This is a genomic window from Streptomyces rugosispiralis (assembly GCF_024505145.1).
In the GTDB taxonomy this organism is placed as follows: Bacteria; Actinomycetota; Actinomycetes; order Streptomycetales; family Streptomycetaceae; genus Streptomyces; species Streptomyces rugosispiralis.
The window spans coordinates 79,608-96,415 of record NZ_JANIAA010000014.1 but is presented as its reverse complement, the minus strand read 5'-3'; the positions used below and the strand labels follow the sequence as shown (position 1 = coordinate 96,415).

At 72.4% G+C, this 16,808-nt stretch carries 16 protein-coding genes and 1 tRNA gene; 9 read left to right on the top strand and 8 right to left on the bottom strand.

The genetic code is table 11. From position 1 onward, the window contains the following. Nucleotides 1-2: 2 nt before the first annotated feature. From NP777_RS22105 to NP777_RS22080, 6 genes are all read left to right on the top strand, one after another. Nucleotides 3-1,937 carry a PAS domain S-box protein gene (locus NP777_RS22105; protein ID WP_256651904.1) on the top strand — a complete coding sequence of 645 codons (1,935 nt, stop codon included), beginning with the start codon at nt 3-5 and terminating at the stop codon, nt 1,935-1,937. Beyond that, nucleotides 1,934-2,623 carry a response regulator gene (locus NP777_RS22100; RefSeq protein WP_256651903.1) on the top strand — a complete coding sequence of 230 codons (690 nt, stop codon included), beginning with the start codon at nt 1,934-1,936 and terminating at the stop codon, nt 2,621-2,623. The genes NP777_RS22105 and NP777_RS22100 overlap by 4 nt, the downstream gene beginning before the upstream one ends. A 412-nt stretch (nt 2,624-3,035) precedes the next feature. Continuing rightward, complete coding sequence (locus NP777_RS22095; RefSeq protein ID WP_391858549.1) at nt 3,036-3,737, top strand: phosphatase PAP2 family protein; 702 nt, start codon at nt 3,036-3,038, stop codon at nt 3,735-3,737. Between the two features lie 5 nt (nt 3,738-3,742). Continuing rightward, nucleotides 3,743-4,432, top strand: coding sequence for a response regulator (locus tag NP777_RS22090; protein WP_256651902.1), 690 nt, complete (start codon nt 3,743-3,745; stop codon nt 4,430-4,432). Further along, nucleotides 4,429-6,483 (top strand): GAF domain-containing protein, encoded by a 2,055-nt coding sequence (locus NP777_RS22085; RefSeq protein WP_256651901.1) that lies wholly within the window; start codon nt 4,429-4,431, stop codon nt 6,481-6,483. The genes NP777_RS22090 and NP777_RS22085 overlap by 4 nt, the downstream gene beginning before the upstream one ends. Before the next feature lie 100 nt (nt 6,484-6,583). Then, entirely contained in the window at nt 6,584-7,531 is a 948-nt protein-coding gene (locus NP777_RS22080; protein ID WP_256651900.1) for a polyprenyl synthetase family protein, read from the top strand. Here the strand turns inward: NP777_RS22080 and NP777_RS22075 are convergent. From NP777_RS22075 to NP777_RS22065, 3 genes are read right to left on the bottom strand one after another with little or no spacing between them, the layout of a single operon-like run. After that, nucleotides 7,506-8,753, bottom strand: a complete 1,248-nt coding sequence (locus NP777_RS22075; protein WP_256651899.1) for a glycosyl hydrolase family 8 — start codon at nt 8,751-8,753, stop codon at nt 7,506-7,508. The genes NP777_RS22080 and NP777_RS22075 overlap by 26 nt on opposite strands. Continuing rightward, complete coding sequence (locus NP777_RS22070) at nt 8,750-8,920, bottom strand: hypothetical protein (RefSeq protein WP_256651898.1); 171 nt, start codon at nt 8,918-8,920, stop codon at nt 8,750-8,752. The genes NP777_RS22075 and NP777_RS22070 overlap by 4 nt, the downstream gene beginning before the upstream one ends. Nucleotides 8,921-8,959: 39 nt before the next feature. Next, nucleotides 8,960-9,316, bottom strand: a complete 357-nt coding sequence (locus NP777_RS22065) for a PRC-barrel domain-containing protein (RefSeq protein WP_256651897.1) — start codon at nt 9,314-9,316, stop codon at nt 8,960-8,962. A 164-nt stretch (nt 9,317-9,480) separates the two neighbouring features. Between NP777_RS22065 and NP777_RS22060 the strand changes: the two genes are divergently transcribed. Then, nucleotides 9,481-9,648 (top strand): hypothetical protein, encoded by a 168-nt coding sequence (locus NP777_RS22060; RefSeq protein WP_020870302.1) that lies wholly within the window; start codon nt 9,481-9,483, stop codon nt 9,646-9,648. Nucleotides 9,649-9,814: 166 nt separating this feature from the next. On the opposite strand, the gene NP777_RS22055 is transcribed toward NP777_RS22060, so the two are convergent. Both NP777_RS22055 and NP777_RS22050 read right to left on the bottom strand, forming a co-directional pair. Continuing rightward, a complete protein-coding gene (locus tag NP777_RS22055) occupies nt 9,815-10,714 on the bottom strand; it encodes an RNA polymerase sigma factor SigF (protein ID WP_305890020.1) in 900 nt (299 codons plus the stop codon). Nucleotides 10,715-10,806: 92 nt separating this feature from the next. Next, nucleotides 10,807-12,027: an MFS transporter gene (locus tag NP777_RS22050; protein ID WP_256651991.1), complete on the bottom strand. Its 1,221-nt coding sequence runs from the start codon at nt 12,025-12,027 to the stop codon at nt 10,807-10,809. Between the two features lie 128 nt (nt 12,028-12,155). Here NP777_RS22050 and NP777_RS22045 point away from each other — a divergent pair, with 128 nt between their 5' ends. After that, on the top strand, nt 12,156-12,542 hold the full coding sequence (locus NP777_RS22045; RefSeq protein WP_256651895.1) for an ArsR/SmtB family transcription factor: 387 nt from the start codon (nt 12,156-12,158) through the stop codon (nt 12,540-12,542). Nucleotides 12,543-12,665: 123 nt separating this feature from the next. Beyond that, on the top strand, nt 12,666-13,358 hold the full coding sequence (locus NP777_RS22040) for a DUF4232 domain-containing protein (protein ID WP_256651894.1): 693 nt from the start codon (nt 12,666-12,668) through the stop codon (nt 13,356-13,358). A gap of 158 nt (nt 13,359-13,516) precedes the next feature. On the opposite strand, the gene NP777_RS22035 is transcribed toward NP777_RS22040, so the two are convergent. The 3 genes from NP777_RS22035 to NP777_RS22025 form a co-directional block, all read right to left on the bottom strand. Beyond that, nucleotides 13,517-13,593 (bottom strand) — tRNA-Thr (locus tag NP777_RS22035). A 103-nt stretch (nt 13,594-13,696) separates the two neighbouring features. Continuing rightward, a complete protein-coding gene (locus tag NP777_RS22030; protein WP_256651893.1) occupies nt 13,697-15,241 on the bottom strand; it encodes an alpha/beta hydrolase in 1,545 nt (514 codons plus the stop codon). A 184-nt stretch (nt 15,242-15,425) separates the two neighbouring features. Beyond that, complete coding sequence (locus NP777_RS22025) at nt 15,426-16,652, bottom strand: DNA polymerase III subunit delta' (RefSeq protein WP_256651892.1); 1,227 nt, start codon at nt 16,650-16,652, stop codon at nt 15,426-15,428. Between the last annotated feature and the right edge of the window lie 156 nt (nt 16,653-16,808).

The window sequence follows — 16,808 nt, the reverse complement described above, 5'->3', positions numbered from 1 at the left end:
CGATGGGCGACAACCGGATCGCCGTTGTGGTGGCCGATGACGACCCAGCCGTCCGTGAGGCGCTCGCCGACCTCATCGACTCCCACCCGGACCTGGAGCTGGTGGGCCTGGCCATCAACCATGAGCAGGCCGTACGCGCGGCGGTGGACCACCGCCCGCAGGTCGTGATCATGGATGTGCACATGCCCCGGGGCGACGCCCCCAGCAGCGTCCAGGCCATCCGCGACCAGGTTCCCGAGGCCCGGGTGGTGGCGCTGTCCGCTCACGGCGAACGCGAGACCGTGCTGAACATGCTCGCCGTCGGGGCCAGCGGCTATCTGGTCAAGGGCACCCCCGCCGAGGAGATCCTCGACGCGATCATCCGGGCCGCCCGCGATCAGTTCAGCATGTCCGCGGAGCTGCTCGCCGACTGCGCCGAGCCGCTGCGCCGCGCCGAGCGCGCCTCCTGGCGGTTCGAGGACCTCGTCGGCAACCGCCTGGAGGACTCGTATCTGGAACTGCTCGGCCACGCGCCGTGCGGAGTGCTGGTGGTCGGCCCGCGCGGCCGGATCGAGTACGCCAACGCCCACATCCGGCACATGTTCGGCTACGGCTCGGCGGAGCTGCGCGACAAGCGGCTGCGGGACCTCGTCCCCGAGCGCTACCGCACCGCCTCCGAGCAGCTGATCGGCCGGGTCTTCACCACACCGTCCGCGATGAGCGGCCGCCGCCGCGACGGCAGCGAGTTCCCCGCCCAGTTCAGCGGCGGCCATCTACAGGGCCGGCAGCCCCGCGGGGTGGTCTTCGTCGCCGACCTCAGCCAGCTTCGGGCGGCCGAGAGCCGGTTCCGCCAGCTCATCGAGTCCTCCCCGGACGCGATGCTGATCGTGGACACCGGCGGCCGGATCCAGGCGGCCAACCACCGCACCGAGGCGCTCTTCGGCTACGACCGCGACCATCTGATCGGCCGGGCCGTGGAGGCGCTGCTGCCCGACCAGCCGCTCACCGTCTCGCTGCGCGAATGGGACGACAGCCTGGAGGAGCCGGTCGGCCACAGCATGGAGCTGGTCGGGCGGCGCAGCGACACCAAGCAGTTCCCCGCCGACGTCAGCATCAGCCCGCTGCGTACGGAGGAGGGCCTGCTCACCGTCCTGACCGTCCGCGACATCACCGAGGTGCAGCGCGCCCAGTTCGTCCTGGAGCGCAGCCTGGAGCTGCTGGAGGTCACCGACCGCGACCGCCAGGCGCTGCTCAGCCATCTGGTGCACGCCCAGGAGGCCGAGCGCGGCCGGATCGCCGCCGACATCCACGACGACACCATCCAGGTGATCACCGCAGCCAGCCTCCGCCTCCAGCAGCTTCGCCGACGGCTGCGGGACCCGGACGAGCAGCGGGTGATGGACAAGCTGGACGAGACCCTGAAGCTCTCGCTCAGCCGGCTGCGCCAGCTGATCTTCGACCTGCGGCCGTCCAGCCTGGAGCACGGCTGTCTGGCCGGGGCGCTGCGCGGCCTGCTGGAGCAGATGCGCACCGAGACCGGTGTCACCTACCGGCTGGAGGACCGGCTCACCGCCCACCCCCCGGCCGAGACGATGGCGCTGATCTACCGGACCGCCCAGGAAGCGCTGGTGAACGTCCGCAAGCACGCCCACGCCAAGACGGTCCATGTGCAGTTGCTCGGGCTCGACGACGGCTGCCTGGTGCGGATCGTCGACGACGGCGAGGGCTACAACCCGCTCGAGGTGGAGTCCCGCCCCGGTCATCTCGGGCTCTCGCTGATCCAGGAGCGGGCCCAGATCGCGGGCGGCTGGTGCCGGATCGAGAGCGAACCCGGCTCCGGCACCACCGTGGAGTTCTGGGTGCCGCTCGGCACTCCCCCGGACGCCCCGCTCACCACCCCCGACTCCTCCGACTCCCCCGACTCCCCCGACTTCCCCGAAGAGGACCCGCAGCCGTGACCGCACCTCCCGAATTGACGAAGGTGCTGATCGTCGAGGACCACCGGGTGGTGGCCGAGGGGCTGTGGGCCCTGCTGGCCGAGTACTCGGATCTGACGGTGGTCGGCTGGGCCGACTCGGTCGCCGAGACCGTGCCCATGGCCAAGGAGCTGAAGCCCGATGTGGCGCTGGTCGACTTCCGGCTGCCCGACGGCACCGGGGCGGACGCGGCCGGCGGCATCCGGGCCCATGACCCGTCCGTCGCCATCGTGATCCTCAGCGCCGACGCCAGCGACTCGGCGCTGCTGGCCGCCGTGGAGGCGGGTGCCTGCGGCTATCTGCTGAAGTCGGCGAGCGGCGACGAGATCGCGTCCGCCATCCGCTCGGCCGCCGAGGGCGAGACCCTCATCCCGGCCAGCACGCTGGTGGAGGTGCTGGCCCGGCACCGCGAGGACGCGCGGTCCACCGCCGAGCAGACCGAGCGCCTGGAGAGCCTGACCCCGCGCGAGCAGGAGATCCTCACGCTGATGAGCCAGGGCCTGGACAACCGGGCCGTCGCGGAGCGGCTGAGCATCAGCTACGCCACCGTGCGCACCCATGTGCGCAGGATCCTGGAGAAGCTGGAGGCGCGCTCGCAGCTGGAGGCGGTCGCGAAGGCCGCCGAATTCGGCTTCAAGCCCGCGCAGCCGGAGGGGCCGGAGGAGTGAGCGACGGGCTGAGAGGAGTGAGCGACGGGCTGATCTGACCCGTGTCCGCCTTCGGTACGGCGGTGGCCCCCCGCTGGTGCGGGGGCCATTTGCGTTTCGCCGTACGGGGGCCATTTGCGTTTCGCCGTACGGGGGCCATTTGCGTTTCGCCGTACGGGGGGCGTTTGCGTTTCGCCGTACGGCGGCCGTTTGGCGTTTCGCCGTACGGGTTCACCTGGATGCGCCCGTACGGATGGGGGCGAGGCCACCTGGGGCGGGGCCACCTGGGGGCGAGGCCGCCTGGGGGCGAGGCCGCCTGGGGGCGGGGCCACCTGGGGGCGGGACCACCTGGGGCGGGGCGGCCGGGGCCAAATGGGGCAGAAAGTCCCCCTTCGGATGGAATCGCGGAGCTACCGAGACGGGTTCCCTCCTCATGCGAGTCCCTGGACGGATCCGATGCCCGCTGAGCCCGCTGAGCCGCGGGCGCACGATCGCCTTCCTGGGGGCCGCCGCCTGTTACGCGGCGATCCTCACGGCCGTCCTCACCGGCTCGCAGCTCGTCCGGTTCGACTGGCAGGTGGCCCTGTTCAAGCCGTACGCACAGTGGCCGGGGGCCCGGCCGGTGCTGGACGCCTTCGTCATCGCGGGCCAGCGCGGCCCCACCGCCCTGGCCGCCCTGGCCTGGGCCGTCTGGCGGGGCGTCCGGACCCGGAGCCTCCGTCCGCCGCTGGTCCTGGCCGTGGCGCTGCTGCTGCTCAACGCGAGTGTCGGCGCCGTCAAGATCCTCACCGGGCGGCTGGGCCCGTACGAGGCCCGGACCCCCGGGTCCGCCGAGCTCTTCCACGGCGGCATGGTCTTCCCCTCCGGTCACACCGCCAACGCCGTCGTCGTCTGGGGCACCCTCGCCTATCTCGCCGGTCGCCACCGGCGGACGGGCGCGCTGGTCGCCGGTGTGATGGCCGTCGGCATCGGTCTGACCACCGTCTATCTGGGCACCCACTGGGTGAGTGACGTCCTGGGCGGATGGGCGGCGGGCGTCCTCGTCCTGCTGGCCCTCCCGCTCTTCGAACCGCTGATCGCGACCGTTTCCGCGTATGTCTCCGCCCGTGCGGCGGGGTACTCCATGGGCAGGTGAACCAAGTGGCGCTTCGCGTGCTGATCGCAGACGACCATGCGGTGGTCCGGCAGGGCCTGCGCATGATCCTTGGCCTCGACAACGACATCAAGGTGGTCGGCGAGACGACCAACGGCCGGGAAGCCGTGCGGCTGGCCCGGGAGCTGTGCCCCGACGTCGTCCTGATGGATCTGCTGATGCCGGTGATGGACGGCGTGTCCGCCACGGCGGAGATCCGCCAGGACCTCCCCGAGGTCGAGGTGGTGGCGCTGACCAGCTCCCTCGACGACGCCATGGTCATGGGCGCGGTCCGGGCGGGGGCCATCGGCTTCCTGTTGAAGAACGCCGAGGCCGACGACCTCCGCAACGCGGTGAAGGCCGCGGCCGCGGGCCAGATCCATGTCTCCCCCGCCGCGATCTCCCGGCTGATGGGCCAGGTCAGGGAGCCCAGCGGCCCGGAGCAGCTCACCGAGCGGGAGACCGAGGTGCTGACCATGCTCGCGCGCGGCAAGGCCAACAAGGAGATCGCCCACGATCTGCGGATCGGCCAGCAGACGGTGAAGACGTATGTGAGCCACATCCTGACCAAGCTCGGAGTGCACAGCCGGACCCAGGCGGCGGTCTACGCGGTGCAGTCCGGCCTGGTGCCCGCGGGTGAACTCACTCCTCCGGAAACAGTGGAGTCGACGACGAGGGAGCAGTGGTGGTCGGCGTGATCAGTACACGATGGGCCCCGACTCGGTGGACCCCGACCCGGCGACGGCGGAGCGCCACCGCGCTCGCCGAGGTCACTCAACACATCCTGGCGGGCGAGACCGCCGACGCCACGCTCCGGCTGATCGCCCGCCGGGTGCGGGAGCTGCTGGGCGCCGATATGGCCCGGGTGATGGTGCTGGAGCCGGGCGACGTCCTGACGATACGGGCCACCGACGGTGCCCCGTGGACCGCGCCGAGCGGTCCGCTGACGCCCGGCGGCTCCTCCCCGGCCCGCCAGGCGATCCGGGCCGGACGGCCCGCGGTCTCCGGCGACGACCGGCGGCCCGTCACCGGCGACGGACGGCGGGCGCGGCGGCGCGGCCGGGACCCCCGGCACGCGGTCCCGGCCTCGGTGCTGGACGCGCCGCTGCTGGTGCGCGGCCACCCGGTGGGGGTGATCGAGGTGGCGAACCGCGGCGGCGGGCGCCGGCTCACCCACGCCGATGTGAGCACCGTGGGGCTCTTCGCGGCGGCCGCGGGCCACGCGGTCGCCCAGATCCGGCACCGGGAGCATCTGCGGCGGCTGGCGTCGGCGGCGGCCGGGCCGGGCACCAACGGTTCCGGGGGCGCGTCCTTGGGGTCTTCGGGGTCTTCGGGGCTGCCGGATCCTTCGGGGCCGTTGGAGGGTTCGGGAGCCGTGGGGCCCACGAAGGCTTCGAAGGCTTCGGGGTTCGCCGGGGCCGCCGGGTTCGCCGGGGCCTCGGCGGCCGCTGGGGCTTCGCGGACCGCCCTGCCCTCGGGTTCTCCTTGGGGCTCGTCCGGCCCGTCGGCGTTCCCCCGTTCCTCCGGTGCCTGCGTACGGCGCACCCTGGACTCCCTGGCCGCGGGCGCGGTGGCCCGTACCGGCGCCGCGAGCTGCACGGTCTATCTGCTGGAGCCCGGCCCGTCGGCGAATCTGCGCCTGGTCGGCGGCGGCCACGGGCACACCCCGCCGTCACGGAAACCGGCGCTGGAGGCGATCGGCGGGGCCGCGCCCGTCATCCACGGCGGCGGCCGTACCGGCGCGGACGGCGAGGGCCCGGCGCGGGGCGCGGTGGCCGCCTGGCCGCTGCTGCGCGAATCCACCGCGATCGGCGCGATGTGCTGTCACTTCCCGCCCGGCCGCGACCCCGGCGAGGCGGACCTCACCCTCCTGGAGGTGATCGCGGGGCATGCGTCCTGCGCGGTGGAGAACGACCGGCAGCGGGCGGCCACCCAGGAGAGGGCCGTCCACGAGGAGCGGCATCGCATCTCGCGCGAGCTCCACGACTCGGTCTCACAGGCGCTCTACGGCATCGCGCTGGGCGCCCGTACCGCCCGCGAGATGCTGGAGCGCGACATCGACAGCGCGGAGCCGGTGGAAGGCCGGACCAAAGCGCCGGGACACGCGGAAGCACCGGGTCACGCGGAAGTACCGGGACACGCCGAAGTACCGGGACACGCCGAAGCTCCGGGACACGCCGAAGCGCCGGGTCGGGTCGAGCCGGTGGCGGGGCACCAGACCGCCGGGGAGGTCGTGGACCTCGCCGAGCTGGCCGAACTCGCCGAGCCCATCGAGTACATCCGGCGGCTCGCGGACGCCGCGATCGCCGAGACCCGGACCCTGCTCTGCCGGCTGCGGCCCGAATCGCTGGAGACCGAGGGCCTGGTGGCCGCGCTCACCCAGCATGTCGAGGCGCTCCGGGCCCGGTACGGAATCGCCACCGAGGCGAAGCTGGACGCCGAACCGGAGACCACACCGGAGGCCAAGCACGCCCTGTACCGGATCGCCCAGGAGTCGCTGCACAACGTCGCCAAGCATTCGCAGGCCCGGAACGTACGGCTCCATCTGCTCAACGAACCGGGCGCGGTGACCCTGACGGTCGCCGACGACGGCGTGGGCTTCGACTGCAAGGGCTCCTTCCCCGGCCATCTCGGGCTGCTCTCCATGCGGGAGCGGGCCCGTGAGGTGGGCGGCACGCTGAACGTGGACAGCCGCCCCGGGCAGGGAAGCCGCATCCGGGCCAGGATCCCGGCCGCGCCGGATTCCTGATCCGCCGCCCCGAGCCCCCCGCTGACGACCCGTCCTGAAACCACTCACCGACGACACGCACTCAGGCCCGCCACTGACGACATATGAGACATTTCTGTCCATGCAGCCGACCGTGCGGGACCACGCGCTGGTGGACGGCCTCCGGGCCGGCCAAGCGGCGGTGGAAGAGGGCCTGTTGCGGGCCACCAAGAGCGATGTGCCGTTCATCACCGAGGCCGCGCGGGAGCTGACGCGCACGGCCGGGCGACGGCTCCGGCCGCTGCTGGTGCTGCTGGCGGCGCGGTTCGGCGACCCCGGCGCACCGGGCGTGGTGCCCGCCGCCGTGGTCGTCGAACTGACCCATCTGGCCACCCACTACCACGACGGCGTCCGGGACGAGGCGGCCGTACGGCGCGACGCCCCGCGCCCGGACGCCAACTGGGACAACACGGTGGCGGTGCTCACCGGCGACTTCCTCTTCGCCCGCGCCTCGCACCTCCTGGCCGACCTGGGGCCGGAGGCCGTACGGATCCAGGCCCAGGCGTTCCGGCGCCAGGTCACCGGCCAGATCCTGGAGACGACCGGACCGCGCGCCGGCCGCGACCCCGTCGAGCACCATCTGGACGTGCTGGCGAGCCGGACCGGCTCGCTGACCGCCGTCTCCGGACGGCTGGGCGCGCTGGCCTCGGGGGCGGACCCGGGCGTCGCGGACGCCCTCGCGCGGTACGGCGAACGGCTGGGCGTGGCGAGCCATCTCGCCGACGAGGTGGCGACCCCCGCCGCCCGCCGCCCCACCCTGCCCGTCCTGCTGCTGGCGGGGGCCGAGGATGCCGCCGACCGGGAGCTGTACGAGCTGCTCACCGGGCCCGCCGAGCGGGCGGGGCACACGGAGGCGGTGGCGCGGCTGCGCACTCATCCGGTCCTGGACCGGGCCCGCGAGGAGACCGCCCGTCAGGTCGACGCCGCCCGCGCCGCCCTGTCCGCGCTGCCCGACTGCCCGGCGCGGGACGCCCTGGAGTCGCTGTGCCAGACGGCGGTCGCGCCTACGGCACCCAGTAGTTGTGGCTGACCACCAGCATCGACTGGAGCCCCACCCCCGCCGCGTAGGCGCGGGCCGGATCGGGCGGGGCGGCGCACATCCGCGCCCACAGCGCGTCCAGCCAGCGCTGCGCCGCCCCGGCCGCTTCGTGGCCCTCGCCCTCCGTCAGCGCGGCGACCGCGAAGGGCGCGAAGAAGGCGGGCGAGCCCGGGTCCCCATAGGCCGTGCCGTCGAGCCGGTATCCGCTCCGGATCCGCCCGGGATCACCGCCCGTCGCCGTCCTCGCCCAGCGGCTGAGGTCCCGCGCGGCCGCCCGGGTGCGTGCGTCGCCGCTGGTCACCGCGTCGGCGCCGAACCGCCAGGGGACGCGGCAGGCGTTCCAGTGGTAGTCGCCGTCGTGCGGGCTCTCCAGGACCTGCCCCGGCGCGGGCCCCGGCTCGCCGGACGTGGTGTCCACGACGAAGTCGGGGAGCAGCCCGGTGGCCGGGGCATGGCGGGCGCGCAGCGCCCCGGCCAGCGACAGCTGCGCGTCCAGCACCTGGTCCCACCGCGGATCGCCGGTGGCCGCCCGGAACGCCCGGAAGTGGTCCGGCATCCAGTCCGACGTACGGGAGACCTCGTCAAAGCGGCCCGAGGACCAGTCGCCGAGCTTGGTCAGCCGGGTGGTGGGGTGCACCTCGCACTCCATGACGGCGTCGATCCGCCGTACCGCGAGCGCCTCGTAGTCGTAGTGGTCGTAGCGGTCGTGCTCGTCATGGCCACCGGAGCCACGGCCACCGGGGCCGCCGGGGCCGCTGCCCCACTGACGGTCCGCGAGCAGCAGCCCGTACGCGATGTCGAGGTCGCCGTCGGTCGCCGAGTCCCGTCCGCCGACGTCCCGGCCGTCGGCGTCCTGCTGGGCGGCGTGCAGATCGGGGTGGTTCACGGAGGGGTGGGCCAGGACATGCCGGAGGATGCCGTCGAAGAGGGCGTGGGCATCGGGGTCGGCGCCCGCCATCAGCGCGGTGATCACCAGTCCGTAGCCCTGGGCCTCGGCCACGTAGGGGTGCGCCGCGTCGGGGGTGAACACCGCGCACCGGCCCCGGCCGCCCGCCTCGTCTCCCGACCGCAGGAAGGACGCCTTCCAGAGCCCGTAGTGGTCCAGGACCCGCCGGTCGGCCACCGCCGGATCGCCGGTGGGCCGGAGCGTGCCGGGGGCGTACGGGACGGCATGCGCCCCGAAGGGGACGCGGGCCCCGGCGCGTCCCGTCATCGGATCCGGCGCCGCCGGGGCCTCCGCGCCAGCCGCACCAGCCCGAAGACGATGTCGACCACCAGCACCACCGCACCGATGATCAGCAGATAGCCCAGCCCGTGCACCACCCAGCCGATGAGGCCGAGCACGATGGCCACGATCACCAGGAACAGGAAGAGCGCCACGGCCGACACCTCTCCTCGATCGTCAAGCGTCCTCGGCCATCAACGGCGCGCGAGCTGCCGCCCGCCGCCCGGACCCGACTGGTACGTCTTCCCGTAGTGCTGGAAGATCGCCCCCTCCTGCTCCGCGGGCAGCACATCGTCCATGCCGAGCGAGGGCGCCTTCTTCACCAGCGACCGTGCGTAGGAGACCCGCACATAGCCCGGCCCGACCACCGCGTCGTCCACGGGGACGAACACCAGACGGTGGCGGGTGGGCAGTCCGGTGCGGACGGTGGCCATGGCGGGTTCGTCGGTGGACGTGGCCACGTAGATCGCCTCGAGCACCCCGATCTTGCGGCCCTGCTCATCGACGACATCCCGGTCGCGCCACTCACGGATATCGGCTGGCTGGATCATGACGTATCACCCTCTGACCTCTGCCCCTCCAGCCTGCCTCCGCTCACCGTGGGACGCCACGCCACCCGGCCACCAGGAGTAACCGCGTGTTCGAAACAGCATGAATTGATCAGGTGTGCCGGATTCCCGAAGGGGTACTCGGCGCGGCGAGGAGGTTGGTAATCATGGTTCCCCTGCTTGTCGTTCTTCTTCTCGCTCTACTGCTCTTCGGCGCCGGATTCGCCCTGAAGGCCCTGTGGTGGATCGCGGTCATCGTGCTCGCTGTCTGGCTGATCGGCTTCATCGCCCGACCGACGGTCGGCGGGCGGCGAGGACGGTGGTACCGCTGGTGACCCGAAGACGGCACAGATGAACCACAACGCATGACCGAAGGGGCCCGGCCGGAGAATTCTCCGACCGGGCCCCTTCGGTCGCGTTCTGTTGTGATCAGCAGCGTTGTGATCAGCAGTGTTGTGATCGGCAGCGCGGCGGCAGTGCCCTTCGCACACTTACGCGGGCTTACTCCTCCGTGAGCATTCCGCGCCGCAGCCTGCCGAGCGCACGGCTGAGCAACCGGGAGACATGCATCTGGGAGACGCCGAGCTCGGCGCCGATCTCCGACTGCGTCATCTCCTCGCCGAACCGCATCTGCAGGATGCGGCGATCCCGCTCACCGAGCTGCTCCACCAGCGGCTTGAGCGCTTGCAGGTTCTCCACGGCCTCCATGGCCGGGTCGACGTCGCCGAACCGGTCCGCGTACGTGGTCACGCGCGCGGCGCCGCCCTCCTGGTCCGCGGGCGCGTCCAGCGAGGTGGTGAGATAGCCGTTGCTGGCCACCAGTCCGTCGACGACCTCGTCCTCGCTCAGCCGCAGATGCTCCGCGAGCTCGGCCGTGGTGGGCGACCGGTCCAGCCGCTGGAACAGTTCCTCGTTCGCCTTGGCGAGGTCGATCCGCAACTCCTGGAGCCGGCGGGGGACATGCACCGCCCAGCTGGTGTCGCGGAAGAACCGCTTGATCTCGCCGACGATGTACGGAACGGCGAAGGTGGTGAACTCCACCTCGCGGCTCAGGTCGAACCGGTCGATCGCCTTGATCAGCCCTATGGTGCCGACCTGGACGATGTCCTCCATCTCCACCGAGCGGTTGTGGAACCGCCGGGCGGCGTACCGGACCAGCGACAGGTTGAGCTCGATGAGGGTGTTCCGCACGTACTGGTACTCGTGCGTCCCCTCCTCCAGCTCCGTCAGCCGGTCCAGGAACGTCTTGGTCAGCGCCCGCGCGTCCTTGGGCGCCACCTTCGCCGGATCGTCCACCGTGGGCAGGTCGACGGGACCGGAGGTCTCAACTCCATTCAGTGCCTTGTCACTTACGCGAACGTCATGTGCCTGCTCAGCTTCCGCTGCTGTCAGCATCGACATCGTCGCGGGTGCCGTGTCGTTCACCGTCGCACTCCCTGTATCGGCTGCATGCATAGGCTGATTGGGGTCCCGTCTACCCACCCTCCATGCCCTCATGCCTCTTTCCTTTCGACAGCCGACGGGCCGGTGCGGACCACCAGGCCCCCGACGAGGGCCAACGCCATGAGCACGGCCCCGAAGACGGTCGCCCCCGCCGTGAGCCCCACCGCGTCGCTGAGATAACCCGCCGTTACCGGCAGTACGCCCGCGGGCACATAGCCGCCGACGTTGAACGCCGCGTTGGCCTCCGCCAGCCGGCTCGGCGGAACGCTGGAGTTGAGCAGCGACAACCCGCCGAGCTGCCCCATCCCCTGTCCCGCCCCGGCGAGCAGCGCGGCGGCGACGAGCAGCGGCACGGAGGAGGCGCGGACGGCGGCGATGAGCGCGCCCATGCCGAGCGTCGTACTGACCGCGCCGGCGAGGAGGATCGTCCGCCGATCCAGCCGCTGGACCACGAACTGCGCACCGGTCGCGGTGAGGAACATCACGAAGGCCATGGCCCCCGCGACCACCGGGCTGGTGGTGTCCAGCAACCCGGAGAGCAGCGACGGTCCGAGGGAGAGCACGAAGGAGGTGGCGGTGATCCCGGGCGCGAAGACGGCGATTCCCATGAGGAGTTCCCCGCCGCTCCCCCGAGGCACCCCGGGAATCCGCACCCAGGCGCCGCTCGTGGGCGCGGCCTGTGCGGACGCACCGGAGGAACCACCCAACGGCATCCGCACCACGACCAGGACCGCCGCCACCAGCAGCACCGCCTCCAGGGCGAACACCCCCTCGCCCAGCACCCCCGCGAGCAACGGCCCAAGCCCGGCCCCGAACACCATCGCGCACGAGGCGAGCAGCGCCGCCAGCCGCCGTCGCCCCGGCCCGGCCACATCGGTCACCGCCGCCATTCCGGCGGAGACGACGGCGCCGACCGCGACCCCGCTGAACAGCCGCGCCACGATCAGCGCCGCCACGCTCGACGCACTCGCGAAGATCGCGCACGCCGCCAGCGCGAGCCCGAGCGCGGGCAGCAGTACGGGCTTCCGCCCCACCCGGTCCGACACCACGCCCGAGACCAGCAGCGAGCCGAGCAGCCCGACGATGTAGCAGGCGAAGATCACCGTCAGGGTGCCCTTGGAGAACCCGATCTCGCGCTGCCACCGCACATACAGCGGCGTGGCCGCGTTCGAGAGCACGAACACCGCGGTCACCGGCCACGCGGCGGTCCACACCCACCGGGTGGCGACGCCGCCCGCCCCTCCGCCGGCCTCCCGCACACCCGGGACCACCCCCGCCCGACTCCCGAACACGACAGCTCCTCCCGATGAACACTCAGTACGACTTGAGTCGAACATAGCATGCAGTACGATTGGACTCGTACAAAGAGCCGCGCACCGAGGACCCACAGGACCCAGCCATGACCCCCCGGACCGCCGAAAACGGACGCCCCGCCATCAAGGCACTCCCCGAACCCCCCGATCTCCCGCCCCCGCTCCCGGAGCCGGCCGTGGCGGACATCCGCCTGGAGACGGTCCTGGCGGCGCTGAGCGACCCGCTCCGCCTCCGCATCGTGCGCAAACTCCTCCTCGAATCGGAGAAGTTCGATCACACCTGCGGCTGGTTCGGCCTCGACCGCCCCAAGTCCTCCCTCACCCACCACTTCAAGGCCCTCCGCGAGGCAGGCATCACCCGCCAGCGCCAATACGGCCTGGAGCGCCGCAGCCACGTCCGCATCGCCGACCTCGACGCCCGCTTCCCCGGCCTGCTGGACCTCGTGGCCGACTGGACCCCACCGGAGCGCTGACGGCGGGCGTTAGCCATGCGTTAGCGGATCGGCAACGACCGTTAAGGGAACGCCAGCGGCGGCCGACACCATGGATGGTGCGTGAGCAGGAACCGCACAAACCGAAAGCCCATGGGGGTCGTCATGTCGCACCACATTCTCAACCGCCGTATCCGTAAGGCCGGTGCGGCCGCGCTGATCGCCGCCGCCTCGGCCGTCGCCCTCACCGCCTGCGGGAGCAATGACTCCTCGTCCGACGCCAAGGGGAGCTCCTCCTCCCACGCGTCGTCCTCCGCGAAGTCGTCCCAGTCGGACGCCTCGATCCACAGCCAGGCGGGCAGCCAGACCGGCAAGCAGACCGGCAAGCAGGCAACAGCCCTGGGTTCGGGCGCCGACAAGGCCCAGGCGACCTCCGAATGCCAGCCGGGCACGCTGCGGGCGACCCTGGACTCCGCCGGCACCTCCCAGGCGGAGATGAACCACCGGGGCACCTTCCTGAAGGTGACGAACACCGGCGACGAGACCTGCGTCATCAGCGGCTACGCCGGGGTCGCCCTGGAGGGCGCCGGCCACACCGCCATCAAGACCAACGCCCGCCACGGAAGCACCTACTTCGCCACCGACCCGGGCGCCCACCCGATCACCCTCGCCCCGGGCAAGAGCGCCTGGGCCGACCTGGTGTGGACCACCACCGGCGCCGGGACCGCCCACGCGAAGTACCTGCAGATCTCCCCGACGGGCAGCAACTCCCACAGCACGGTCGCCTTCAACCACGACCTCGACAACAGCACCCTCTCCCTGACCGCCTGGTCCGCCAAGCCCCCCATCAACGCCTGACCCCCGAGAACCCGAGAGCCCCCGCCCGGACTGTGTCCGGGCGGGGGCTCTCGGGTTCTCGGCACCACAGACAGCCGCGCGGCCCGCGCACGGCGTCGCCGACGCATCCGCTGATGCAAAGAACCCCAGCTCGGACACTGTCCGGGCTGGGGTTCCAGTGGAGCCGCCTAAGGGAATCGAACCCTTGACCTACGCATTACGAGTGCGTCGCTCTGGCCGACTGAGCTAAGGCGGCATGCCGCGTAGCCAGATTGGCAGCAGCAGCGTCGCCAAGTCTACACAGTTTCGAGGGGTGCTCCGTACGGGCCCGGGTGGGGCCTGGGCTGGGGCGGGGCTGGTCAGTGGCAGCGGGTGTGGGGGGCGGGTGGGCGGCCGGTGAGGAGGTAGGTGTTGATCGCGTTGTCGATGCAGCCGCTGCCCCGGCCGTAGGCCGTATGGCCGTCACCGTCGTAGGTGAGGAGGGTGGCGGAGGAGAGCTGGCCGGCGAGGGCGCGGGCCCAGGGGTAGGGGGTGGCCGGGTCGCGGGTGGTGCCGACGACGACGATGGGGTCGGCGCCCCTGGCGTGCAGGGGGTGAGCGGTGCCGGTCGGGTGGACGGGCCAGTAGGCGCAGTTCAGGGCCGCCCAGGCGAGGGCCTTACCGAAGACGGGGGACGCCTTCTGGAAGTCGGGGACGGCCTTCTTGACCTCGGCGGGGGTGCGGAAGGCGGGTGGGAGGTCGAGGCAGTTGACGGCGGGGTTGGCGTACATGAGGTTGGCGTACGAACCGTCGGTGTCGCGCTCGTAGTAGAGGTCGGCCAGGTTGAGCAGACCGCCGCCGTGGCCGCCCATCGCGGAGCGGAGGGCGGTGCGCAGCTGGGACCAGGCGGTCTCGTCGTACATGGCGGAGATCACGCCGATCGTGGCGAGGGACTCGCCCAGGGCGCGGGACTCGCCGGTGCGGGCCGGGTGGGAGTCGAGGCGGGCGAAGAAGGCGCCGAGCCGCTCGCGGGCGGCGGCCACGGAGCCGGTGCCGAGGGGGCAGCCGGTGCGGCGCACGCAGTCCTTGGCGAAGGCGATGAAGGCGGTTTCGAAACCGGCGGTCTGGTCGCGGTTGACGCGCCGGGAGGACAGCGTCGGGTCGAGCGCGCCGTCGAGGACGAGACGGCCGACGCGGCGGGGGTAGAGGTCGGCGTAGGTCGCACCGAGGAAGGTGCCGTAGGAGGCGCCGACGTAATGCAGCTTCCGGTCGCCGAGCGCGGCGCGCAGCACATCCATGTCGCGTGCCGCCTCGACCGTCGAGACATGGCCGAGGATCCGGCCGGAGCGGGTCGCGCAGCCGCGGGCGAACCTCTTGTAGGCGGCGACGAGGCGGTCGGTCTCGCCGCGGTCGTCGGGCGTCTGGTCGGTCTGGGTGAAGGCGTCCATCTGCTTGTCGCTCAGACAGGTGATGGGCTCGCTCCCGGCCACGCCGCGCGGGTCCATCGCCACCATGTCGTAGCGGGCGCGCACCCGGGCCGGGTAGCCGATGGCCGCGAAGCTCTGCAGATAGCCGACCGCGGAGCCGCCGGGTCCGCCGGGGTTCACCAGGAGCGAGCCGAGGCGGCGGCCGGTGCCGGTGGCCTTCTCACGGGAGACCGCGAGCCTCAGATCCCGGCCGGTGCCGGGTCTCGCGTAGTCGAGCGGGGCCTTGAGCGTGGCGCATTCGAAGTCCGCGCCACCGCAGGGGCGCCAGCTCAGTGTCTGCTCGTAGTACGGCTTGAGGGCGGCGGGGACGGCCTTCTTCGACAGCGACGCGGCGCGCGGTGCGGAGGCGTCGGCCGAGCAGCCGGAGGACAGCAGGGCGGCGGCCGTAAGGGCGGCGACGAGGGTCCGGAGCGGGCGGCTGCTGTGTCGGGTGCGCATGGGCTGATCCCTCGGTTCGCGGTCGAGTCGCGGGATCGCGCCGGCCGGATCACATGGATCACCCTACTGGTTCCCAAAGGATCACCTGTACTGGTTCCTATGGGGTAGGACCGGTTCGCCCCCTTACGGAGAGTATCCACTCGGACACGCTTCATGCGGTCGGCGACGAACCCGTACGGGTGACTCAGCCCGCCCGCAGCGCCATGGTCATCGCCTCGACCGCCAGCAGCGGCGCCACATTGCTGTCCAGCGCCTGACGACAGGCCGTGATCGCCTCGATCCGGCGCAGTGTCCGCTCCGGCTTCGAGCCCGACGCGATCCGTTCCAGCGCGTCCCGTACGTCGGTGTTGGCGAGCGCGACCTGGGAGCCGAGCTGGAGGGCCAGCACATCCCGGTAGAAGGCGATCAGATCGGTGAGCGCGAGGTCGAGGCTGTCGCGCTGGGTGCGGGTGGCGCGGCGCTTCTGGCGGTCCTGGAGCTCCTTCATGGCCCCCGCCGTACCGCGCGGCAGCCGCCCGCCCGTACCGGCGGCGGCGCCCAGGGCGGCGCGCAGTTCCTCGGTCTCCTTGGCGTCGACCTCCTCCGCCACCTGCTTGGCGTCCTCGGCCGCCGCGTCGATCAGCTCCTGGGCCGCCTTGAGGCAGCCGCCCACGTCGTCGACGCGCAGCGGGAGCTTCAGGACGGAAGCGCGGCGGGCGCGGGCCCGCTCGTCGGTGGCCAGACGGCGGGCGCGGCCGATATGCCCCTGGGTGGCGCGGGCCACGGAGGCGGCGAGCTCGGAGTCGATGCCGTCGCGCCGGACGAGGATGTCCGCCACGGCGTCCACCGGCGGCGTACGGAGGGTGAGGAGACGGCAGCGGGAGCGGATCGTGGGCAGCACATCCTCCAACGAGGGCGCGCACAGCAGCCATACGGTGCGCGGCGCGGGCTCCTCGACGGCCTTGAGGAGAACGTTGCCCGCGCCCTCGGTAAGGCGGTCGGCGTCCTCCATGACGATCACCTGCCACCGGCCTCCGGCGGGCGACAGCTGGGCGCGGCGGACCAGCTCACGGGTCTCCTTGACGCCGATGGTGAGCATGTCCGTACGGACCACCTCCACATCGGCGTGGGTGCCGACCAGAGCGGTGTGACAGCCCTCGCAGAAGCCGCACCCGGGGGCGCCGCCGAGCGCCCGGTCCGGGCTGACGCACTGCAGCGCGGCGGCGAAGGCGCGGGCGGCGGTGGCCCGGCCCGAGCCGGGCGGGCCGGTGAACAGCCAGGCGTGGGTCATCTTGGACGACGCCATGGGCTCCTCTACGGGACCGGCGGCCGCCTCGCTCACCGCCGTGACCAGGGCGTCCGCATCCCGCGCGGCAGCCGAAAGCTGGGCCGCCACTCGGTCCTGCCCGACCAGGTCGTCCCACACCGCCATGGCTGCCTCCGCCGCTCGTCCCTACGGCACCCCATTGTGGTGCACCCCACCGACACCCGAACGCGTCACCCGCCGCTGACGCCACCCGGCCGGCGGGCCCCGTCGACACCCCGGCCAACAGCCGGGCGCGGCCATCCGCAACTGCGCCCGGCCATG